The organism is Paenibacillus profundus, from assembly GCF_021369635.1.
Classification (GTDB): Bacteria; Bacillota; Bacilli; order Paenibacillales; family Paenibacillaceae; genus Paenibacillus_B; species Paenibacillus_B profundus.
Genome location: NZ_JAJNBZ010000003.1, coordinates 346,408 through 369,660, shown reverse-complemented (window position 1 = coordinate 369,660; position 23,253 = coordinate 346,408). Strand labels below are relative to the sequence as shown.

Genomic DNA, 23,253 nt, shown 5'->3' with positions numbered 1-23,253 from the left:
GGAATTCATTTTGGATTATAGAGATGCACTTGCCCAGTACATCAATTCGACGAACACGCATGATTTTTCCAATATCCAACAACTGCTCGATCCCGCTGCCGTGTATTGGTTTACAGACAAGACCTGCACGTCGCTGGAAGAGATAAAAAACTATTTCGAACAGGCATGGCAGACGATCCAGGAGGAAGTCTACAGCGCAGTGGACGTAACATGGATCGCAGCTGGAGAAGACGTTGCCGTATGCACATATACGTATAAATGGGAAGGGTACTACAAAGGCGAGCACAGAGAAGGCTGCGGCCGCGCCACGAATGTATTCAAGCGGGCAGACGGTGAGTGGAAGCTCGTGCACGAGCATTTGAGCCCGCTATAGCCGATAGGGCGGGGCGACTTCCCCCGCCTTGGTCCGATTCTTAAACGAAACCTAACCTAATATTAAACTGGGAGCCCCTAATCTTAACGTTCACCTGATACGATGGTATCGATAGCATACAACAAGACAAGCCGGGAAGGTGAACAGAAGTGAAGCGATCCAGTATGACGGCTTGCTGTTCATCGACACGATTCATCCATCACAGCGGCTGCCTTGATGAATGGAAAAAACCGGGAGTAGCGGGATGAATTCCCGTTATTCTCTCGGTTTATTTAATTGAATTGACCTGCTCACACGATGCGCATCAAGCGTCTAAGCGACTTTAGCATGATAAGAGGGAAGTGATTTTGCAGAGAGATACCGCTGCGAAATCGACTGCTTTCGTAACATCCAAGATGACGATCCCCTCGCCAGTTCTGGATACGATGGCGTTCTGAATATTGGCGAACAATCCGAAGCCGACGGTGGTCATATCGACTGCCCTATCGATGTTGGCGTCAAGGAATTCACGCAGCGGAGCTTCAATGCAGTCGCTTGGAGGTGACGGCGGCTCCAGCAGCGCAACGTCTGCAACTTGAGGAGACGCGACGCCAACCACTTCACTGATCGGAATGACGAACATTCTCGTATCTCTTTGCACGGTCACTAAAGAATTGCTTACACTGACAATGGTTGAGTTAATAAAATTGCCGGGCGGGTTGCTTGTCGTTCCCAATGTAACCTGGACGCCTTCCAGTTGAGATAGGACGTACTGCATCGGCGGGATACAGCAATCTGAAGACGATCCCGGCAGTCCTTGTTGCCCTTGAGGTCCCTGTTCTCCCTGCTGTCCTGAAGGTCCTTGCGGCCCCATATCGCCTTGCGGTCCTTGTTCTCCCTGCTGTCCTGAAGGTCCTGCCGGCCCTTGCAGCCCCGTAATCCCCTGCACGCCTGAAATACCTTGTGGTCCTATCGTTCCCATCGGTCCTTGCGGTCCCTGTTCACACTGCCATCCAAGAGGTCCTGCGGGTCCTGGAGGTCCTGCCGGCCCCGGAATACCTTGCACGCCTGGAATCCCTTGCGGTCCTATCGGTCCTTTTCGTCCTGCGGGTCCCCTGGCACCTTGCGGCCCTGGAGGCCCGGAAGCACAGTGACACACGCGGGGCTTGGTGCGGCGAATCAACTTGGTTTTTTTGCAAGAACATCGGTCTTTTCCCGTTTTTTTTCGCAAGCATTTGCTCCGTTTTCTTCTCCACCGGCAGACGATAATCGTTTTCTTATGGCAGCGTCTTCTTCTTATTTTAGTAATGCGGCCCAAGTCAGAGACACCTCCCCATAATTTACTATATACTACGGCGTCTGCACAAAAACAGGTTGGACGGATGACCAAGCCGAGATAGACAGGTGACTATTATATCAATAAATAGGCAGCAGGCTATCGAGAGCCCTCGGGAAATTACCCTAGTAACGGCTCAATGAAAAAAGGGGCGGCTGCCTTAACACTCGTCTACAGGCGATGACATACTTTAGTATTGTAGCTTAGCATATGTAAAAGGGTTGGAAGGAACATTGGCGAGGTGCCGCTAATCATGAAGAGAATCATCGTAAGTAATAGACGTGTTCGTAAACTGCTTGGCCCCTGGATTAATCAGAATCTGGCCGTTCTTCAATGTTATAAGCTGGCCTGCTACCGGTCTGTCACGGTCCAAACAGTGATACGTGCCCGCAAACATAGAGGTTCCCGTCGGAGACCACATCACTCTGCGCAGCGAATTGTATGGAAGTTGTCACTCCAACAACATAAGCGGTTAGGCCAACGGGCAACGCGCAGGAAGAAGAAGATTTCCTCCAGTGCTGCGATACGTACTCCACAGCATATCCGTCTCAAGGCTGTATCCATTGAGCCGCCGAAGCGTTATACGAAGCGGAAATCTCCAGCGAAGCGGCCTACTCGGCGGCGCAAGAGAATCTACTATGCATATGAGAAGCGTCCCGCCAAGCAAACGACTGCCGCTCCAGAGTTGTTCTTCCACCACATTGATCCGCCCGCAGGAACGGAATCGATCGAGAAGGTAATGCCGACGGTTGAGGAACCGATTGCGCAAGCGCCTTCGACAGCAATGGAAGCACAGCCGGTGCCCGAGCAGAACATCTCGATTGACGAGCCAATTCCTATGCAGTCAGATACAGAGCCGCTGGAAGAGATGGATACTCCACAGCCGAAGCAGTCAACTGGTATGGAAGAGCACGGTCAGGATAGTAAAATGGAGCCGATTGTGACCCAAGCCTGCATTTTATTCCGTAATGAAGATCAGGAGGCCTCCTTCACGGAAGTATCCTTATTGGAAGCTATTTGGGACGTTGGCTGGGACCAACTCGTTCAAGTGCGATGGGAGCATGAATGGACAGACGTGCGCTATGAGACGAAGCTTATGATTCAGGACGTCCGTATCGACGAGGCTGAGTCTGCATTCCTTTGGGTTACGGGCCACATCAGGATAACCGCTATAGGGACAACACATAATAGTCCTGCTTTGCGGCATCAAATGACATATATACCCTTTTCCAGTACGGTGCTTCGTCCTCTATCCGAGACACGGCTTTCAACTCCAGAGCACTGCGATGAACCCCCTCCATATCATGCAAGCATTCGGGCGGAGGCTGGCGATTGGCATGTAAAAGTCGTGTTGGAGCCGGATCAAGCTGACGCCCGAGTGTCTGAAGGGATGATTCACGTATCGGGTCGGGTGTGGTGGTTCCGGAAGCAGCTTATCCCTTGGCGTAAGTAAAAATGGATGAAAAGGGGCAGATTCTCCAAGACAAGCGCCGAAGCAATTCTCCCTCTCCGTAATAGTATAGTATTGCACAACAAGATTGAGCAGTTATCACGAGGAGGATGAAGAGATGTCTTGTCATGATGGGGATTGCCGCGTTGTCGAGTCAACGACACTGGGTGAATGCGAGAACGAGAAACACGATCCACATTGGCCAACAATTAAAGTTCCGTTAGTATTAGCAGAGCGTGAAGTACAAGTAAATGTTGAGGCTCTGATTAGTTTAGATGAACCTGCGTTGGAAATTAAACGAATCAAGAAGAAAGTATTTTTGGAGCAGTGCAAATTGGTTCCAGTCGATTTCCATGGTAAATGGGTAAAGAAAGCAAAATTGTACCTCAGAGGGTTTATCCGCAAAAATATTGAATATGCTACAGCCGACACATCCCCAACGAACTCCGCCGTTTGCGGAAGAATTCTTCATACGACAGCACACGTGCCTTTCCAATGCGTCACAGAAATCAGATTCGGTAAAGTGAAGCCAGAGCTTTCTTCCGAAAAAGTAGAAGAGTTCGAGTTCTTGGGTCAAGACGAAATGTCTCCTCAACTTGAAAAAACATTGTTCAGCCACGAAGTATTCTTTAACGAACAGCCTTTCTGCGAACTGGTCAAAGTCAGATTCCATGAGCTCGATATGGGCGAAGACTTCGACTTCGATGATGATCTGCCTCGCAAAGAGAAGACGTTCCGCAAATTGCGTGAAAAAATCGTTATGCACGTAACTGTAAAAGTACTGCAAAAGCAGCAAGTTCCATTGCCATGGGGACATAAAGACGACGATGATTGCAAAGACCACGACAAAGACCACGACAAAGACCGCTGTAAAGACCATGACAAAGACCACGACAAAGACCACGACAAAGACCGCTGCAAAGACAAAGACCACGACAAAGACCGCTGCAAAGACAAAGATCGCGGTAAAGACCACGACAAAGACCGCTGTAAATGCCACAAAAAAGATAATTAGGATCGCTAATCTAGCGCTAGCTGTCGAGAATTTCTCGACAGCTATTTTAATGTTCGTATACATTCATGTGAATGGTTTGACAAATAAAAATATTTGATTATAGTAAGTATTACTATAACTACTAAAGGAAGCGTGCCATTTATGGATGAGATTGTTGCGGAACTGCATAAGCTGGGATTCTCTCAATACGAAGCTAAGGCCTATGTCGGCCTCTTGAAGACCTCTCCAATTACCGGATACGAGATAAGCAAGCGATCTGGCGTGCCAAGGTCAATGATCTATGAAGTGCTCGGCAAGCTGTTGGATAAAGGGGCGATCTATACGGTGCCGTCCGAACCGGTGAAGTATGCGCCGGTGCCTGCTGCGGAATTAATGAATCGTTTGCGCAAGTCGTATGAACAGTCATTCGATTATTTGGAGCATGCGCTATCAGGTATGGAAAGCGAGCGCGAAGTGGATGTCATCTGGCATGTCCGCAGCGATCAGCGCGTGATTGACGAGATGATTGACATGATCGAGAACGCGAAGGAGGAGTTGTGGCTTTCGGTATGGGAACCGCAAGTTCCGCCGATTCAATCGGCCATTCAGCAGCGCGTTCAGGCAGGGGCGAGCGTGTTCTCGATTGTATTCGGCGCCCCGGAGATCGAACTTGGCAATACCTATCATCATAATTACATGACTCCCGATGTTGTGGAACAACGGATGGGAGGACATTTGACGATCGTATCGCGCGACGGGGAGGAAGTTCTCATCGCCAGCTTCTCCGATCACGCTCCGGCTTGGGCGGTCAAGACATGTGATCCTGCCTTGGTACTGGTCGCCACTGAGTACATACGTCACGACATCATGGTCGAAGAGGTGACAAGAGAATACGGTCCGGAACGATTGGATCGGCTCTGGCGCACGAAGCCTGATCTGGTACATGTCGTTACAGGACTTCGGTTCAATGCGGAATAATGCAGATTGAGCCATTTTTTTTGGACAAATCATAGTCGTTAGAGTAATAACATCTAAGAAGAAGGGGCTTGGGGATGAAGGAGAATGCGGCGACACAGGAACGCCTTTTTTGGCTAGGCGTGAAAGATTGCCTGCCGACGGTGCTCGGATATTTAAGCATCGGCTTTGCTGCCGGAGTCGTGGAACGGACGGCGGGATTGAGCATTGCGGAAATTGCGCTCATGTCCGTGGTGCTTTATGCTGGTTCTGCGCAATTTATCGCGGTGGGCATGTTTGCGGTGGGGGCCCCGATAACGTCCATTATCGCAACCATATTTATCGCCAATTTGCGTTATTTGCTGCTGAGCGCAGCGCTGGCACCTTATTTTCGGCATTTGCCTGCTTGGAAGAATACGATTCACGGCTTTCTGTTGACCGATGAGACGTTTGCAGTTGCGACGAATCGGCTCTCGCTAGTAGGTTATGCCGATAACGGATGGATGCTCGGCTTAAATATAACGGCCTATTTGAATTGGCTGCTCGCTAATGTAGCCGGCGGAATTTTCGGGCAATGGATCGGCCGGCCAGAAGCGTTCGGCCTCGATTATGCCTTGCCGGCTATGTTCATTGGTCTTCTCGCTCTGCAAATGGCGGATCGCCCTGGACGGCGAACCGATCTGACGGTGGTGGCTTGTGCCGTGCTGCTGACCATTGGCTTGAACACGGTGCTGCCGTCTGGAATTGATGTCATTGCCGCGACGATGCTAGCGGCTGCGATAGGGATGGTGATAGAGAAGTGGAAGTAAGATGGGAGATCATGCTCATTATAGTAGGAGGCGCGGTCGTGACGATGATACCGCGAGTATTTCCACTTGTGGTGTTAAGCAAGATGAAGCTGCCTGAATGGGCGATGCGCTGGCTTCATTATATTCCGATCGCGATTATGGCTGCATTGCTGTCTCAGGAATTGCTGTTGACGTCGGCCGATTCGGGCTACATTCGATTATGGGCCGCATTGCCAACGGTGCTCATTGCCATCCTGACCCGAAGTCTGATGGGGACGGTGGCGGTAGGCATCATTTCAATGATGATACTGCGTTATTTATTCTAGCTAAAATAGAGATTACTGGTCATTCCAGCGACAGACGCGATGACAATGCCGCCAGTTCCGTGCGGAGCATACTCGAAAACATAAGGGAATCTGTTAAGGATGACGTTGGGGTGAAGGAGGAAGTAAAGAATAGACTGAACGATGATATCGATGAATGCACATATCTGTTGGATTTGTACTTGAAGAACATGGAGTAATGGGGAACGTAATCTGTAAATACGACAAAGGTGCTTGGCCCCGATTTTACTTTCGGATAAGCTGAGCACCTTTGTCTTGTCGTTATAGCGGCGGATTCTTATGACACTTCCGGCATACCGGATAGTAGCGGTCGTTGCCGCCAATCACAATTTGATCGCCCGTATATATAGGATTTCCGTTGCCGTCTACCCGCAGGTTCATCGTCGCTTTCCGCTCGCAGAACCAGCAGATCGTCTTCATTTCCTCCAGCTTGTCTGCATACAGCAGCATATATCGGCTTCCTTCGAACAATTCGTTGCGGAAATCATTTTTAAGTCCGAACCCCATTACCGGAATATTGAGCTCATCCACGATGGAGGTGAGCTGCATAATCTGCTCCTTTTTCAGGAACTGCACCTCATCCACAAGCACGCAAGAAATCGACCCGGTATGGCGGCACACAATCTCGAATACATCTGTATGCGGATGAATCGGTATCGCCTCACGTCTTAATCCGATGCGGGAAGACACATAGCCGACTTCGTCCCGGTCATCCACCGCAGAAGTGAAGATAAGGACAGACTTGTTCTGCTCCTGATAGTTGTGTGCGACCTTTAAGATTTCGATGGATTTTCCGCTGTTCATCGCTCCATATCGAAAGTATAACTGTGCCAAACTTATGCAACTCCGTTCTTTGCTGAAATAACGAAGTTTATAATAGCACACCCGAATGAATTAATCGAGAATGACCGGTTTGTCAGGCTGCTTCAAAAATTCGAACATCGTCCGAATTTGCCGTTCCGTATTACGCTCGACAGAAAGCTCGGGAAGCTCATCTTCGCGAAAGAAACGGACGTCGCTCGTTTCTACGCCGCTTAACGCTTCTCCGCCAACCACCCTGCATTGAATGAACAGCTTATACACATGGTACGGCTCCGGAGGATGATGGTGAAGCCGCTTATCCATGACCGCCAGCAGTCTGACCGCTTCCGCCTCATAGCCTGACTCCTCGTTAATTTCCTTTACGGCTATTTCTGCAGGTGAGTATCCGATATCCGCCCATCCACCGGGCAATGACCATGCGCCGTCGGCTTTTTCCCGGACGAGCAAAATTCGATTGTCCTTGAATACTACGCCGCGAACATCGACCTTAGGTGTCGCATAACCATCCTCGGCCGCAAAAGCGAGCTCGATCTGTTCCTTGTTCACTTTGGAATAGTTGGCCATCATGTCTATGCTCATTTCCCGCAATTCCTCATACCGTTCCCGGTCATATACATCCTTCGTGTAAGTGAGTCCGGTTTGGGCCAGCGCTTGCAGCCGCTTTGCCCATTGAAGCCACTTAAGGTCGTTCGTACTCCCCGTATCGTGGCAGTCGATTAGATCCAACAGTTCCTTTGTTCGCGTGAAAATTGCATTTGGTGCCGTTGCGAAATGATCGGACTGCACGGTGTCGAACCATTTTGCTCCTGCGGTATAGACTCCGGCAGCAATACCCGCGGCAATGTCAGCTTCGCTATCCCCGATCCATACGGCTTCAGCGGGAACTGCTTGCAGGGCGTGAAGCGCTGCTGCAATTCCTTCCGGGTCAGGCTTCGATCGCTTCACGTCGTCTCCCGTAATGGCCACGTCAATGAATGGGGCCAGACCGAGCATGCCGACTGAAATATCGTAGGCTCTACGGCCTTTGCCGGTTACGACGCCGACCGCTATGCCTCTCTCTTTCAAGGCTTGCAGCAAGCTGCGAATGTCAGCCGACGAGCGCACGAAGCTCGGATGCCAGTTGCGGTACAGCTCGAAGTATTCTTCGATTGCCTGCGGCAACAATCCGGCATGCCGAAGGTTGGCAGTGAGGATGCCTTCCTCTGTCGGTCCGAACATGGCGACAATCTCTTTGTTCGTGACGATACGGTTATCGTATCGTTTGAATACCGATGTAAACGCATGCAAAGATAGCGGCAGCGTATCCGCCAACGTCCCGTCAAAGTCAAACAGAACCGCTCGAATCATCGTATCCGCCCTCCCATGTAAGGTTGATCAACATTCTGTATATCCATCATTATGACCGATCTTGAGGCGATCCGCCAGCACAGCGATGAAGAGTTGGACGAGAGAAACGATGAACAAAACGAGAAAGAGGGGAGACTACTCCTCTTTCTCGCCTTAAGGATTTCGTTGAAGCGATAAAGCGAGAATGACGGTTCCCCCTTCTCTTTCAAGCGAAAGCGTGGAGCATGGATCGTGCGTCCTCCTGATGGAAGGGGAGAATGAAGCAAAGAGGCGGCAGAAGCGAATCACCGTCAGTCTGAACATGCGATGCGACTAGACGAACAGAACATGCCGACTTTAGAAACGAAGACCTGCTTTTAAACGCGGTTGTGGCCAGCCTCAGCAGCAGGTGAAGCTCCTGCTAATCCTGTCCTCCTTCGTACGGAACCGTACTGTCCTTCAACGTCCAAATAGCGGTGGCCGGCTTCGGCAGCTTCAAGTTGAGCACCTTGGCTTTGGCCGCATCCGAATATTTCAAGCCCCATCTATCAAAAAACTCAAGCAGATTGTTGCCGCTTAACTCCGATGTCTTCACCACGAACAGATCGATTCGAGCCTGATCGTTCTGCGGCAGCTGCGCTTGCGGCATGTCGCGGACAGAAGAGTGCAGCTTCGTATACAGATTCCAGCCGTAAGCGAGCTGCAGCTGGCGGAACATGATCAGACGCGTCCAGACGTCGTTCTGCTCGTCGTCGTTGAAGTTTTTATTCGGATGGTTGCTGTTCAAATATTCGAAGGCGACGTCATAATATGTTTTGCCGTCTGAAGTCTTCTTGGTGAGAAGACGGGAATGGTTGCTAAAATGATCTTGAATGAACAGGGAGTATATATTGACCGTCGCCTCGCCGACCGCGCCCCATGTCCAAGCGTACTGCTGGTATTCGTGGCCCGTCTCATGCCACCAGCCCCAGCCGTCGAGCGTCTTGATGCCGTTCACGGTGACCGCATCGATAGCCGACGGATCGTTGAAGAACATGATCGGATAACCGGCATGCATGAAGCCGGCGCTAATCTGGGTGTCACCGACATAACGGTACGGAAGTGTAATGCTGCGGTGCGGCTCTGGCTTGTTCGGCGCGACGCCCACCAGTTTATCGTATTGATCGAGCATGACATCCCATAATTTCAGGAACTCATCCGGGTTATCCAGATTGCGCACCAATTCGGATGGAACGGTGATAATGACGCGTGTTGATTGCAGCTCTGCCCAAGGTGCCGCATAGTTGCGTACGGAGTTCTTCCATACCTCCTTGTCAGTCGTTCCCATCACATAGTACGGAGAATTGACGGCTCCGCTCAGATGAACCGCAGCCTTCTTGCCTGAATGCGGCTTCGTCGGAATCAAATAGACCAATCCGCCGTATGGGCTCGTTACCGTATTGGCGCCCGGCTTCAACGTCATCCGTGTCGTCACAAGCGGTACGCGTGACCATTTGTCGATCGGCAGGCCGCTCAGATTATCGGTATGAGCGCCGATCTGCACATCCAGGTCGGCCGTTCCCTCTGGCACAGCGACGGTAATCGTCTTGCCCGCTTCCGCGTACAATCCGGTGCTGATCCAATTTTTCGGAATGGCTCCTTGGCGCAGGTAATCATAAGTGGAGTAATTGAAATCGACTTCGACAACTTTGTCGTTGATGATAGGGGCTTCAGCGGGCACTTTGCCCGGGAAGGCGTCGGCGAACGGCGACTTCGTTCCGGACGGATTCTGGTAAATGCGGTCCATAACGACCGGAAGCAGGGAAGCGCTATAAGGCTTCTTTTTCGGATCGACCGGGAGCGCCACATGGGTTAATTGATCGGAATCGGATTGGACTTGATTATAAATCGAACTGGACGGAGTAAGGGCGCCGAGTGTTGAGCTTAACACAGAAGTTAATATGGCCATCTTCTGTTCAGCATTCGAGTCTGGGAAGCCGATTTGAACTTCATCGATGGTTTTGCTGCCGGCTTCCACTGATTTGGCTTCGGTCATCAAATTCCCGATTTCGTAGGTGGCCGCTTGATTGACATTCAGAAACGGCGCCGTACCGTCCCACGTCGTTGCCTGATTGTTCATCAAGCTCAAGCCGACCGAGTTGAGCAGCTGCTGAAGCGGATAATCCGTGCCGAGGGATGCCGAAGACTGATCGGTGCCCAAGGATACATAAGGGAATTGCTCCAATACCCATCCTTTGAGCGCGACGACCAGCCTCCCTCCTTTGTGTATGTAATCAAGCAGCGCCGGCACTTCGTCTTTACTGACGAACTTATAGTCGATGAAGGCGACAGGGAACTTGCTAGGATCGAGCATTGGCTTGCCGCTCTTATCGGCCGCTTGCCAACTGTCGATAAGCGTAATATCGACTGGCAGATCGGAACGCGCCTTGAAGTCATCTGTCTTCGTGAGGATGGCGATGCGTCCTTTGCCGGCAAGCGCGTCCTCATAGCTCGTCGCCAAATCTTCTGTCGCCCACAATAGAATATTGCGCGCAATCGTCGCTTTGCTGTTCGATTGAGCGGGTTCGCTCAATTTGAAATACGATTCGCTTCCGACCGTGACAACCCGGCCTTGTCCGTAACGTGCCGCTGCCATGATGGGCGTCGATTTCGGGCTGGCCGCCACGGCGAAGGCATTCTGACCGATGGCTGCGACGCCGCCGTTATAGGAATCGCCGTTAAGCGGTATGCCTGTCGTATCCCGGCTTAACAGATTCAGGTCGCGCTGCGTGAAGGAAGCGGTTACAATTTTGGGGTTGGGCGACGGCTCGGATTTCTCGGATGATGGTGCAACTGCCGGCCCCGCAAATATAGAAGTCGAGAACAAGGAAATTGCCAGTGCCATGGAGCAGATTGTGGAGATCATAATCATTTTCGTATTCGTTTTCATGCCAATGATACACTCCTTTGTATCCATATTCATTGTCATGGAGTATACGCCTGCTGCATGGGGATGTGTGTTCTCTCCCTGTAATGGCGCTTGCCGGGATGAGAGGGGGATTGCTCTGTGAGAAATGATGAACAGCAGCGAATGCGGGAGCCGCATAGTTCCCCGAATAGTACCTCCCTTCCTCGCCTGGCTTACTATTGTCGTGCGTTATAATGCTCTTGCTGTGTATCATATTGTACTGAACAGCGATGGTATTTACAATAAGTAACAACTATTAAAAGCAGTTAATATGCTCCATGTTCAATACGTTCCTATTATATTGTGACAAAAAAAGAGTGATGCCCGAACAGTCTGTTGTATAACGGACAAGATATGGTGTATACTGAATTAATTGAGAACATATGTTTGTTTTTTGGCCGGAATGGCTGTGACAATATGGACGAGGAGGGGCTTAGGTATGGAGCAACAGCATCAGCCATGGCATGTTTCGGACAAGGTGCTGGCCCGTAAGGGGGCGAGCAAGGCTGCGGATATCCCGGAAGAGGTGCTTGAGTTATTGCATCAGGGTGCGCTTGAAAGCGTCAATTTGACGGAATGGTTGGCTGTCGATCATGTGATTCTGCTGCGGCATGTCCTGCCTGAAGTTGGGCTTCATAAGTTAGTGCAGCCGTTAGAGCTGAAGATTAACCAACTGAAACAGAATAGCACGATGAAGATCATCCCGTTCATTGCCGAAGCAATACGAGTGGAACTGCAGGAGTGCAATCCTCAGGATTTCACTGCTGCTATTAATTTTCTGTCCGCTCATCGGTCCGATAGCGTACGTTGCTGGGTAACTTATATGATCGGCTTGAACGAGGAGCTTTCCTTAGAGGAGAAGCTGGTGCAGATGAAGCCATTTGCAGCCGATAAGCACTTCGGTGTAAGAGAAATCGGTTGGATGGCCGTCCGCGAATCGATTATTCGTGATCTTCCGGCAGCGATCTCCCTCTATCGGAGCTGGGTGACGGATTCGGATGCCAATGTCCGAAGATTCGCCATTGAATCGACAAGACCGAGGGGAGTCTGGTGCAAGCATATTGAACAGTTAAAGCTCGAACCGGAATTGGCGCTGCCGCTATTAGAATGTGTCAACTCCGACCCGGCTAAGTATGTTCAAGATTCAGTAGGCAATTGGCTGAACGATGCGAGCAAGGCGAAGCCGGACTGGGTCCTGCAAGTATGTGATGATTGGCTGCGGGCATCGGACACGAAAGAGACGAGAAGAATCGTAGCCAAGGCCAAGCGAACGCTTGCCAAGCAAGTGCAATGATTAATGATTGCTTGCCGACGGGATATATGTTGTTTCCATGCACCATATTCAATGGAGGCCTGAGACAAATGGGGGCGCCAATGCTGGAACGTTACCCTTGCGAACATTCGCTTAAAAAAATTCTAAAAAAAACAAACCTTTTTCATCTCTAATGCATCTAATAACAAGGCGGGCAAGCTGTAATGCTTGAAATCATAAAAAACAAGAAGCCGCCAGATATGAAAAAGGTATAATACGTCGGGAACAGCTAGAGAATGGAGGACATGGCAGCGCTGTTTGAGTCTTTTGAATCCGGGGCAATGTGCTCTCCATTTGCTCTATCAAGGACAAAGAACAGCAAGAGATGAAAGCGAACTTTACAGTAAATAACGAACAGTGGCATGACATCATTCATATGGATCAGATGCAAAAAATTCAAGTAACTGAATACGGTATCATGCTATAACGGTACCCTTTCTAATCACTGCTATTGAGCGCTAACCTCAATGTCTGATAAGAAGGGGTGTTTTTTCTCTGTCTAGTTAAATTTACAAAGGGGAGCCAGAGTGAGCGATGAAGCGCTCTCCATGGTGCGAATCGATATCCCGAAGCAGCTTATGCGCTAGGCTGGACGCGGCTTTGAGATGTGCCGTCCTCGTTTTCAGACCAACAGCCAGCAGAGAAACAGAAGTAAAGCGGTTATAAAAAGAACCATTAAGCTGCGGCTTAATGGTTCTTGCACTTTTTATTAGAGTTAATACTCATTCCCCGTTGGATTTCATGCAGTCAAAAGGGCACAGTTCCCTCTTAGCGGCAGGACTATCTTCTATCGTATCGAAGTTCAACTACACGATGGGGGTTATGCCCATCTAATTCAGTACATCTCGGCAGCGTCTTTAGGCAGGGATTTCACATGATGAAGGTGTGCGGTAACTCTTTCATCGTCAACATGCGGATATTCATAGCCATAATGATCTGCGATATTTACGGCAACGTGTCTGAACAAACCGCACATTGCAAAGAGCGATTGCCATATATTCTCGTAATCAGCATCGGAATAAGTATTTACGAACTCATTCCATATCTGATCTTCAAGGTGTTGTTCGAAGTATTTGCCGAATTTGCCTGCGCTCACAGTGAAATTCGTCGCTATGCCAATATGCCATTCAATCATGACGATCAGCATGCTTCGCACTGGATCGTCAAGCATCGCTTTTGCATAAGGCAGCTCTTCTCGCCACAGCCCTTTTGCGACATTTGCGCTGCACCACCAAAACTCATTGCAGCAATCCGAGAATAGCTTCGCAGTCGGTTGCCCGATAAGGTAGTCTTCATCACTCGCCTGAGGAAACGGTTCGATTATTTGATCTTTATCCAGAAGGAGGATACTCAAGCTGTCACGCCCTACGAGTTCATCCGACTTCTCTATAGGCACTAGAGTAAGGTCTATCCGATTGCCGTCTGTGAACTGCATAAGATAAGGGAAACATCCATTCTCTTCCGCTGGAACAAGAGAAATATCCTCGGGCATTTGCATGATCATTCTGTCGCCAAACCGATTAACCCAGCTATGATCCGATGTAAATGATTCGATGGCTTCGACGACATATACGATATCATAATCTTGAAAACAGTCTTTCTTTACATTTGGATTGGTTCGCGATCCGTTCATAATGACAGCGCGGATTCGCTCATCTTGTGTGGCGGTGGTTAGTATCAAATCCATCATTTCTTTTTCGGTTCTCATTTCGTAACAACCTCCCAATTATAGTTTTCAAACATACATGCAGCCCAATCAGGAGGCGCTCGGGAATGATAACCGGGCCGATATGCCTTACATAAGCGTTATAACTTGTTTAGCCTTTTCTTCATATCCATCCCTTCCTTTCCTGCTCATCAATCATCTTAAAGATGACTATATCCTAAGAGTGGGAGATTCACAATATTTGGTTCCAGCTTTGTGTCCAGATTCTGTCGCGGGATGCAATGCCGCAAGCAGACGAATCCATCCTCCAGGATGAGGCGTTTTCTTGTTCTACAGGAGATCGTCAGCGCATGTCTTTATTCTCGGATGGGCATACCATAAAAAAACTCCTTTTCAGGATAAAAAAGAACGAAACAAATAGGAGGGTGGGTCCGCTGTCTCTTAGCAAGGAGCGGGATGGTCTTATGACGGAAGATGACAAGCAGCCGCTTCAACCCGATTTGATGGCGCAGTTGGATGAAGTGCGTCAGGCGCTGGGCGATAGCTCCGATCTCGTTATTCGGCAATTGAAGGCCGGTCAGGACGGGAAGACGGACGTTGCCTTTATTTATTTGGACGGAATGGTCAACCCGACAATTGTATATTATTTGATCCAGTCCTTTCTGGTGCGATCTGACCGTGTGGACCTGAACATGACAACGAACCAGACGTCTGATGCGGGAGCTTGGATACAGCAGCTGGGAATTGCGGCAGGGGATGTGCAGCCGCTTAAGCGGCGGGATGATCTGCTGCATGCGGTACTGTGCGGCAAGACGGTGCTGGTCATCGACGGGCATGATGAAGCTCATGCAGTATGCACGAACGGATGGGAGCATCGCACTGTCAGCGAACCAACCTCCCAGACGGTCATCAAAGGGCCGCAGGAAGCATTTACAGAGACAATTCGCGTCAATACGGCGCTGGTCCGCAAGCGCATTAAACATCCGGATTTACGTATCGAATCGAAGGAGCTCGGATTGCTGACGAAGACGTCCGTGTCCGTCATATATATTCAAGGGATCGTTGACGAGGGCGTGCTTGCCGAGCTTCATTCGCGCTTGGAGTCTATAAAGATTGACGGTGTGCTGGAAAGCAATTACGTGGAAGAGTTCATTCAGGACAGCACCTTCGGCTTTTTTCCTACAGTGAACAATACAGAACGGCCCGATGTAGTGGCGGCCGCATTATTGGAAGGAAGAGTCGCCATTATTATTGACGGCTCGCCGCATGTCTTGATTGTGCCGTCCTTGTTTACCGAATTTATGCAGTCGGCGGAAGATTATTACCAGCGCTATGATTTCGGTTTTTCGCGCATGCTCCGCTTTGTTTCTTTTGTCATTACCTTATTGACTCCATCTATATACATCGCCTTGACCACCTTCCATCAGGAAATGATTCCGACCCAGATGTTGATCAGCCTTGCCGCGCAGCGGGAAGGGGTTCCTTTTCCCGCATTTGTGGAAGCCGTCATGATGGAGATTACGTTCCGGCTGCTGTATGAAGCCGGGATACGGATGCCGCGCGCTGTCGGCACGGCGATTTCGATTGTAGGCGCCTTAGTATTGGGAGAAGCCGCGGTCGAAGCGGACTTGGTATCTCCGGTCATGGTCATCATCGTCTCGATTACCGCCATTACAAGCATGATCTTTCCGAATCCGGAAGTCGGCATATCCATTAGGCTGCTTCGGTTCGTCTTTATGGGGTTGGCGGCCTCATTTGGCTTCTACGGAATATTTATCGGAACGGTTATTTTGGTCATGCACATGTGCCATCTGGAATCGTTCGGCAAGCCGTATATGTCGCCGCTCGCGCCGTTCCGCTTGCCTGATCAAAAGGATACATTGGTGCGCGCACCGTGGTGGATGATGTACACGCGGCCGAGCCTGCTGCACACCAATGTGTACAGAGAGCCGCCTGACGAATCAACAGAGAAGAGAGGCGGTTCGGATTCGTCATCATCGTAATTATGAAGCATGGGAGGATGTCCAATGAAACGAATGGCGGGAGCCTTTCTGGCTCTGATGATGATTGCCCTGCTGCTGACATCGTGCTGGAACCGGAGGGAGTTGGATACGCTGGGCATTGCCCTGGGTATCGGAATCGACAAGCAGGACGGCGAGTATATCGTGTCCGCGCAACTTGCCAACGTCAGCGCGGTTGCCGCCAAAAAGGGGGGCTCTGCGGCTGCACCTGTATTAGTCGTCCAAGAGAAGGGACGCATACTTTTGGAAGCCTTCCGCCATATGACTGTGCAAATTCCGCGCAAAGTGTATTTATCCCATATGCGTATCCTGGTAATTAGCGAGGAGGTAGCCAGAGAAGGGATGAAGTATTTGCTCGATCTGTCGCGCGATCATGAAATTCGGGGTGATTTTTACGTTGTCATAGCCCGCAACACGTCGGCGCAACATGTGCTCGAGGTAATAACGCCGTTTGAACGCATGTCGGCAAATAAGCTGTACATGGCGTTGGAGCAGTCGGAGAAGAACTGGGCCCCGACGAGAGGCGTGCTGTTGAATGATTTCTTGCAGCAGTCGTTCCTCGTCGGCAAGGAACCGGTACTTCCTGGCGTCACTATCGAAAATCCCGGCCAATCCGCAAACAAGGTGGAAAATACGCAAAGAACGTCAGATCTGACCATAACGAAATTTAGTACACTCGGCGTATTCAGACAAGATAAGCTGATCGGATGGCTCAATGAAGAGGAGAGTAAAGGATATAACTATATTACGGGAAATGTCAGCAGCACAATCGGGATTACGCCTTGTCCGGGCGGGGGCATTATCGGACTGGAGGTAAAGCGCGCCGACAGTTCGGTGACTGGCCAATTCCGCAACGGCAAGCCCGAAATACGGATTAACATAACGGTAGATGTGAATGTGGCAGAAGCCGCTTGCAATATTGATCTGGTTAAGCCGGAAGTCATCGCTCGCGTGGAACGGGATACGGAGAAGAATTTTTCCGATCTGCTTCGCGCATCCGTCTATAAGGCGCAGCGTGTATTCCGTTCCGATATTTTTGGATTCGGGAAGGCGCTGCATAAGGCGGATTTTACGGAATGGAAGAAGATCAAAAGCAAATGGAATGCTATTTACCCCGATGTCCCAGTTCATATTACAACGCATGTCAACTTGAACGAAACAGGGACACAGCTCAATTCCTATCTTAAATTTTACGAGAAGGCGGATTAGCTTATGGCTATCTTGATTCTGGCCGTTATCGGCGTTCTGATCCTGTGGATTGAAGTTCCGCAATTGCGGCGTCAGAATCGCTCGAAGGGGCTCCCGTGCTTTAACATCATGTTTGCAGGCGCCATGGTACTGGCTCTGGTCTATTTGTTGGATGTGCCGCTGCCAAATCCGAATCAGTGGTTTGCCTGGGTGATGGAGCCGCTTAGCCGTCTTATTATCGATAGCTTGGACAGGATGGTGCAGCAATGAGAAGGGAACAGATTGATGTTCGCCAGCTATTATGTTTGGTTGTATTGCATACGGTGGGCTCATCCGTCCTGTATGTGCCGTCTGCCGCGGCGTATTACAGCAACCAGGATGGATGGCTTGCGGTGATGGTTGCCATATTAGTGAGTACAGGTGTGGCTATCCTCTATGCAAAATGGCTGGGGATGGTCCCCGAAAAAACGATTTTTGATTACATAGATAACACCCTTGGAAAATGGCTGGGGAGCGTGCTCATTCTATTGTACGCTTTCGTGTCGTTTCTGGACGGAGTAGCTTCCTTGTTAAGCTATTTGGGTTCGTTCCTGACGACTCAAATCATTCCGGAGACACCGCGTATGGCGGTGCAGGCGATGTTTATAGTGGCGGTCGTCATCGGATTGCGTTTAGGAATGAGAACGGTAGCGAGGGCTGGTGAACTATTTGCCATTGTAATGACGATCACGTTTGTTGCCTTGACGGTATTCGTGTTTCCCCAAGCCGAGCTCGATAATATTCTCCCGATGTTTGAAGCGAACGGAGCCGCTTATTCACGGACAGTCATTCACTATTTAAGCTTTACGACATTGACGCTGTTTTCCTTTTGGGCGTTGTATCCCCAAGTGAATGGCAACCGCGGATCCAAAATTCGGGCATTTGTAATCGGACATGCAATCGGAGGGTTCTTTTTATTTCTGATGACGTTCATGTGTATTTTAGTATTGGGCAGCGAGAGTACGGCAAGAGCCTCATTTCCGAGTTATATGCTTGCGCAGAAAATCAATATTGCGGATTTCATAACCCGAATTGAAGTATTGATGGCGACGCTTTGGCTCACTACCTTATATTTTAAAATGAGCATGTACTTTTATTTCGGAATTAAAGCGCTCGAGCATGTGCTTCAATTAAAAGACGGCCGCTCGCTGATTTTCCCTTGGGCGATTATTTGCACGGTGCTTTCGTTAATCCTATATCCGAATACATCCTATCAGATTTGGTGGGATACCCGCATTTGGCCGGTGTTGGCCATTGTGTTATATGTGTGCTTTCCGGTTGGACTGTGGCTGATATCCTTCTTGAGAAATCAGGTGCGGGAGCTGAGTAAGTAAAAAGGAGAGGGTGCCTCTGCGCCACTTCAACGACATTGACGATGGAGACACCCTGATTGGATGCACAAACTCTATATTAAAAAGATTGATGTGTAACGAATTCACGGACCGGTTTGCGGTAACCGCGCGGACGCTGGCTGGAGGTGTCTTCTTTGCCGATCGCAATCAACATGGCCGGTATGTATTTGTCAGGGATATTAAGGATGGACTGCACTTGATCGGGATCAAATCCGATCATTGGGCAAGTATCCCAGCCCTTCGCTTTGGCAACGAGCATGAATTGCATTGCGGACAAGCTAGCGTTGCGAATGGCGTCCTCTCTCTTAAATGTGTCTCCCCGTTCTTCATAAAATTGTATCGTGCCCTCCACTGTCATATCGTACTCTTGTTTGCTCATGACGCCGAGATGAAGCAGTCCTTCGTTCAATTCTCCCGCGTTCAGATGGGCTTCCGTATCACCCAACACGATAATGACAGCTGAGGCGGTTTTGACCTTATACTGTTTATTGGCAGCTTCATAGATCTGATCCATTAGCGCTTTGTCCGTGACAGTTATATAGTGCGCATGCTGAAGGTTGAACGCGGATGGCGCGAATTTGACGAGCGAGAAAATATCATCAAGCTCCTCAGCGGATATTTCGATATTTGGCAAAAATTTGTTGGCGGAACGTCTTTCCTTGATGACGGTCAAGAAATCATTCATCATTTCGTTTTCCTCCTCGAATGCATCGGGATATTTGGTAACACTAGTATAGCATTATCACTTTAAAAAAGTAAGTAAATAATATAAACATATGAACAATATTTAAGTTACTATAAGTGGCGGGATTATTCTGTGAATTAAATTACATACTGCTATTTATTCAAAAAAAAGACACACCTCGTGCTTCACAGGCGTGTCCTGAACTCTTCGGTATCAATTTTGCCAAATCTGCGGATGGTCAGTTGGAGCATGAAGGGCAGCGCGAGCATTGCTTTCGACCTGAGCTTCATTTTTGCAGCCGGGAATGACGCAAGTGACCGCTTCGTGTCGCAGACACCAAGCAAGCGCCCATTCAGCCATGTTGACATCCTTTGGGACTTCCGTACGTTGAATTTCTTCGACCTGCTTCAGCTTCTCATCGACTGCGGCGCGATCGTGGTTATGGCGCATATCGTTCGCCGCGAATTCCGCTCCAGGTCTGTATTTGCCGCTCAAATAGCCGCTCGCGAGCGGAACGCGCGCCAGTACGCCTAAGTTCTGCTCGATGCAGGAAGGGAAGACGTCTGCTTCCGGTTCACGATCGAGGCGGTTGTAGACGACTTGAATCGCGCTGGCGCCGACCTTGCTGGCAGTGGAAGTCTGATGCATGCTGTTGCTCTTGTTCAATGACAAGCCGATATGGCGGATCTTGCCGGCCTGTATCTGCTTATCCAACATCGTCCACAAGCTGTCATTGTCGAATGCTTGATCGTCTCCGGAGTGGAATTGATATAGGTCAATATAGTCTGTCCGCAATGCGCGCAAGGAATCCTCCAACTGTTGCAGCACCTCTGCTGCACCGTACTGGGTCGTCCGCTTGAGATGGGAGTGGAACTTGTGCCCGAACTTTGTGGCGACGACCCAATCTTCCCGCTGGTTCCGCTGCAGAAAATTGCCGATAAACGATTCGGACAGATGATCCCCGTAGCATTCCGCCGTATCGATCAGGTTGATGCCTGTTTCTTTTGCTTTATGTAAAATTCGGTCTACTTCCTGCTGCGTGTAATCATGACCCCATTCACCGCCGAACTGCCACGTTCCGACGCCGATGACGGATACTTTCAATCCGGTTTTGCCGAGTTTGCGATATTGCATTCAACGATTCACACCTTTCTTCTCAACATCGAATTTCTACTCTGATGATAGCATATGGTACATCTATAATCTATTTTTGCAGGCTGCTGCGAATCCTGTATTTTGGACTGAAGAAAGGTTGACTTTAATAATGATAGCTAATATGATTTTTATACCTGGTAGGGTATATGATTACAGAGGATTCATGGAGGAGGAAATGACGTGAATTGGTGGATAGAGCTGGCGGTGCTCATTATTCTGTTTCTGTGTTATCAAATTTGGCAAATGTGGCCGGTCGCCGGTCTAACCTATGTAACACCGGCTGCCTTGTGCCAATTCATACAGATGGATCCAACTATCAAGCTCATCGACATTCGGGATCCTGTAGACTATATAGAATGCCATATAGAGGGCTCGACATCGATTTATGTGGGCAGGTTGCCTTTTGTATGGAGGAAGGAACTGTCGACGCTTGATTCCGTCGTCATTCTTGGGTCCCGTTCTAAAGAAGTAAGGAAGGCGGCCCGTATCCTGAAGCGAAGAGGGTTCGTTAAGCTGTACGCTGTGCACGCTTATCGATGCAAGCCGTGTGCTGCCGAAGCATCATGGTGAGACGATTGCGAATTATGGTAGAATGGAAAAAATACGAAAACCGGTTGCTCATCTTCGAAAGGCTTCGAGAGAGATTTACTTAAGCATACGAGGAGGATTTTGAATGTCGGAACGCCGATTTGACCCGAGCCTGATGGGGAGGCTGGATTCTCCAGAACGAAGAAAGATGCTTCCCGCTGAATAAATTATAACGATGCTGCCGATTCAAGCGCACGATACGGTACTCGATATCGGTGCAGGAACCGGGTGCTAGTTGCCGTAGACGGGAAAATCCTTATAATGAATCGTATGGTTGTTTTATTCGAAGAAAGCATAATATAGGAGGAATATATGCTCTACCTATCGGCTTTTTTGATTTCATCCCTAATCGTAATGTTCCTTATCCCGCCGCTGCGGAAGATGGCATTCCACATTGACTTTGTAGACAAGCCGCGGAAAGATAGTGAACGGAAGATACATCGGGAACCGATCCCGTTAACGGCGAGCCTTGCCATTTTTATCGGTTTTTTCATCGCTTACGTGTTGCTTGTGCGCAATGTCATGGTGGAGTCGATCGCCATTTTTGGCGGAGGTCTGCTCATCCTGATAATCGGTACAGTGGATGATTGGTATAAGACGCACGGCAAAGAATTCCCCGCGCTGCCCAAGCTGTTGGTGCAGGTGTGTGCTGCAATTATAGTCTTTAGCGCCGGTATTAAGTTTGAAGGATTTACCAATCCGTTCACGCACGAATTCGTCAGTTTGCCTGGATGGATGCAGTTCATCTTGACGGTCATGTGGATATTCGGCGTTACGACGGTTATTAATTTTTCTGATGGAATGGACGGTCTGGCAGGCGGCCTGACGGCGATTTCCGGAGGAACGCTCTTTGCGGTCGCCTTGGCGCAAGGACAGAGCGTATCCGCCATGATGGCTATTATTCTGGTGGGGGTTTCCGTTGGCTACTTGCGTTATAACAAACCTCCGGCAAAGGTATTTATGGGAGATGCAGGCGCGACGTTCCTGGGGTTCATTCTTGGGGTCATCGCACTGGACGGCGCCTTCAAGCAGGCGACGGTATTATCCTTGTTCATCCCGATTCTGGCTTTGGGCGTACCGATCTTCGACAACGTCTTCGTTGTCATCCGCCGCTTCCTGCAAGGGAAACCGGTGTACAAGGCGGATGCTTCCCAAGCGCATTACCGTTTGCTCGCGATTGGCTTGAATCAGAAGCAGGCTGTGGCATTTCTGCTGCTGATTAACCTGTGCTTCGGTCTGACCTCGATTATTCTAACGTTGCTGCAAGTGTAGAACATGTACAGGATGTGTACATAGATAAAGGGGCTGTCCCACCAGTGGATTGTGCTGGCGGGATAGCCCCTTTCATCATGCCTGCTGCGCATGTCTATACTTCAATCGTCTTGATGATGCGCGCCGGGTTCCCCCCGACCACGACATTGTCCGGCACATCCTTCGTGACGACAGCTCCGGAAGCGACGACGACGTTATTGCCGATCGTCACGCCCGGGTTAATGACGGAACGTCCGCCGATCCAGACGCGGTCGCCGATCGTTACCGGTTTGCCGTATTCATAGCCGGAGATTCGTTCCAGCGGATGAAGCGGGTGGGTTGCCGTATAAATGTGGACCCCCGGCGCGAGAAAGCAATTGTCTCCGATCCGGATTTCACACACATCCAGCATAACGCAGTCGAAGTTCGCATAGAACCCTTTGCCTACATAAATGTTATAGCCGTAATCGCAACGGAAGGTTGGTTCAATATACACCCCTTCGCCGACCGTCCCGAATAACGTTTGCAGCAGCCGAGTGCGTTCTTCAGCGTCCGTTTCCGTTGTTTGATTATATAGACGTGTCAGTCGTCTTGCCTGCTCACGCTCGCGTACAAGCTCCTCGTCTCCTGCCAAATATATTTCGCCGCAAATCATTTTTTCTTTTTCAGATCGTGTTGTCACT

At 49.7% G+C, this 23,253-nt stretch carries 21 protein-coding genes; 13 read left to right on the top strand and 8 right to left on the bottom strand.

Annotated elements, in window-relative coordinates:
* Positions 1-10: 10 nt before the first annotated feature.
* Entirely contained in the window at positions 11-373 is a 363-nt protein-coding gene (locus LQV63_RS06940; RefSeq protein WP_233696141.1) for a YybH family protein, read from the top strand.
* A 322-nt stretch (positions 374-695) separates the two neighbouring features.
* Here the strand turns inward: LQV63_RS06940 and LQV63_RS06935 are convergent, their stop codons facing one another.
* A complete protein-coding gene (locus LQV63_RS06935) occupies positions 696-1,418 on the bottom strand; it encodes a collagen-like protein (protein ID WP_233696140.1) in 723 nt (240 codons plus the stop codon).
* 523 nt (positions 1,419-1,941) lie between these two features.
* On the opposite strand from LQV63_RS06935, the gene LQV63_RS06930 reads away from it, so the two are divergent.
* The 5 genes from LQV63_RS06930 (at position 1,942) to LQV63_RS06910 (ending at position 6,200) form a co-directional block, all read left to right on the top strand.
* On the top strand, positions 1,942-3,141 hold the full coding sequence (locus LQV63_RS06930; protein ID WP_233696139.1) for a hypothetical protein: 1,200 nt from the start codon (positions 1,942-1,944) through the stop codon (positions 3,139-3,141).
* Positions 3,142-3,256: 115 nt separating this feature from the next.
* The gene (locus tag LQV63_RS06925) at positions 3,257-4,153 is read left to right on the top strand and encodes a CsxC family protein (protein ID WP_233696138.1); all 897 of its coding nucleotides are present in this window, start codon (positions 3,257-3,259) and stop codon (positions 4,151-4,153) included.
* A gap of 141 nt (positions 4,154-4,294) precedes the next feature.
* On the top strand, positions 4,295-5,110 hold the full coding sequence (locus tag LQV63_RS06920; protein WP_233696137.1) for a TrmB family transcriptional regulator: 816 nt from the start codon (positions 4,295-4,297) through the stop codon (positions 5,108-5,110).
* A gap of 74 nt (positions 5,111-5,184) precedes the next feature.
* On the top strand, positions 5,185-5,895 hold the full coding sequence (locus LQV63_RS06915; protein WP_233696136.1) for an AzlC family ABC transporter permease: 711 nt from the start codon (positions 5,185-5,187) through the stop codon (positions 5,893-5,895).
* Entirely contained in the window at positions 5,886-6,200 is a 315-nt protein-coding gene (locus LQV63_RS06910; RefSeq protein WP_026011265.1) for an AzlD domain-containing protein, read from the top strand. The genes LQV63_RS06915 and LQV63_RS06910 overlap by 10 nt, the downstream gene beginning before the upstream one ends.
* A 279-nt stretch (positions 6,201-6,479) precedes the next feature.
* Here the strand turns inward: LQV63_RS06910 and LQV63_RS06905 are convergent, their stop codons facing one another.
* From LQV63_RS06905 to LQV63_RS06890, 3 genes are all read right to left on the bottom strand, one after another.
* Positions 6,480-7,052 (bottom strand): thymidine kinase, encoded by a 573-nt coding sequence (locus LQV63_RS06905; RefSeq protein ID WP_233696135.1) that lies wholly within the window; start codon positions 7,050-7,052, stop codon positions 6,480-6,482.
* A 60-nt stretch (positions 7,053-7,112) separates the two neighbouring features.
* On the bottom strand, positions 7,113-8,387 hold the full coding sequence (locus LQV63_RS31730; RefSeq protein WP_325175857.1) for an NUDIX hydrolase N-terminal domain-containing protein: 1,275 nt from the start codon (positions 8,385-8,387) through the stop codon (positions 7,113-7,115).
* Positions 8,388-8,787: 400 nt separating this feature from the next.
* On the bottom strand, positions 8,788-11,295 hold the full coding sequence (locus LQV63_RS06890; RefSeq protein ID WP_233696134.1) for a M60 family metallopeptidase: 2,508 nt from the start codon (positions 11,293-11,295) through the stop codon (positions 8,788-8,790).
* A gap of 457 nt (positions 11,296-11,752) precedes the next feature.
* Here LQV63_RS06890 and LQV63_RS06885 point away from each other — a divergent pair, with 457 nt between their 5' ends.
* Positions 11,753-12,607, top strand: a complete 855-nt coding sequence (locus tag LQV63_RS06885; RefSeq protein WP_233696133.1) for a DNA alkylation repair protein — start codon at positions 11,753-11,755, stop codon at positions 12,605-12,607.
* An 853-nt stretch (positions 12,608-13,460) separates the two neighbouring features.
* Here the strand turns inward: LQV63_RS06885 and LQV63_RS06880 are convergent.
* On the bottom strand, positions 13,461-14,333 hold the full coding sequence (locus tag LQV63_RS06880) for an aminoglycoside 6-adenylyltransferase (protein ID WP_233696132.1): 873 nt from the start codon (positions 14,331-14,333) through the stop codon (positions 13,461-13,463).
* 422 nt (positions 14,334-14,755) lie between these two features.
* Here LQV63_RS06880 and LQV63_RS06875 point away from each other — a divergent pair, with 422 nt between their 5' ends.
* The 4 genes from LQV63_RS06875 to LQV63_RS06860 are packed head-to-tail and all read left to right on the top strand — an operon-like array spanning position 14,756 to position 18,873.
* A complete protein-coding gene (locus LQV63_RS06875) occupies positions 14,756-16,294 on the top strand; it encodes a spore germination protein (RefSeq protein WP_233696131.1) in 1,539 nt (512 codons plus the stop codon).
* 24 nt (positions 16,295-16,318) lie between these two features.
* Positions 16,319-17,521, top strand: coding sequence for a Ger(x)C family spore germination protein (locus LQV63_RS06870; RefSeq protein WP_233696130.1), 1,203 nt, complete (start codon positions 16,319-16,321; stop codon positions 17,519-17,521).
* 3 nt (positions 17,522-17,524) lie between these two features.
* Positions 17,525-17,770 carry a hypothetical protein gene (locus LQV63_RS06865; RefSeq protein WP_019423485.1) on the top strand — a complete coding sequence of 82 codons (246 nt, stop codon included), beginning with the start codon at positions 17,525-17,527 and terminating at the stop codon, positions 17,768-17,770.
* Entirely contained in the window at positions 17,767-18,873 is a 1,107-nt protein-coding gene (locus LQV63_RS06860) for a GerAB/ArcD/ProY family transporter (RefSeq protein ID WP_233696129.1), read from the top strand. Before LQV63_RS06865 ends, LQV63_RS06860 begins: the two co-directional genes overlap by 4 nt.
* 76 nt (positions 18,874-18,949) lie before the next feature.
* On the opposite strand, the gene LQV63_RS06855 is transcribed toward LQV63_RS06860, so the two are convergent.
* Entirely contained in the window at positions 18,950-19,576 is a 627-nt protein-coding gene (locus LQV63_RS06855; protein WP_233696214.1) for a nitroreductase family protein, read from the bottom strand.
* A 213-nt stretch (positions 19,577-19,789) separates the two neighbouring features.
* Positions 19,790-20,710 carry an aldo/keto reductase gene (locus LQV63_RS06850; RefSeq protein ID WP_233696128.1) on the bottom strand — a complete coding sequence of 307 codons (921 nt, stop codon included), beginning with the start codon at positions 20,708-20,710 and terminating at the stop codon, positions 19,790-19,792.
* A 201-nt stretch (positions 20,711-20,911) separates the two neighbouring features.
* Between LQV63_RS06850 and LQV63_RS06845 the strand changes: the two genes are divergently transcribed.
* Both LQV63_RS06845 and LQV63_RS06840 read left to right on the top strand, forming a co-directional pair.
* Positions 20,912-21,301: a rhodanese-like domain-containing protein gene (locus LQV63_RS06845; protein ID WP_019423489.1), complete on the top strand. Its 390-nt coding sequence runs from the start codon at positions 20,912-20,914 to the stop codon at positions 21,299-21,301.
* Positions 21,302-21,631: 330 nt separating this feature from the next.
* The gene (locus tag LQV63_RS06840; RefSeq protein WP_019423490.1) at positions 21,632-22,591 is read left to right on the top strand and encodes an MraY family glycosyltransferase; all 960 of its coding nucleotides are present in this window, start codon (positions 21,632-21,634) and stop codon (positions 22,589-22,591) included.
* A gap of 94 nt (positions 22,592-22,685) precedes the next feature.
* On the opposite strand, the gene LQV63_RS06835 is transcribed toward LQV63_RS06840, so the two are convergent.
* Entirely contained in the window at positions 22,686-23,252 is a 567-nt protein-coding gene (locus tag LQV63_RS06835; RefSeq protein ID WP_019423491.1) for a maltose acetyltransferase domain-containing protein, read from the bottom strand.
* Position 23,253 lies beyond the last annotated feature (1 nt).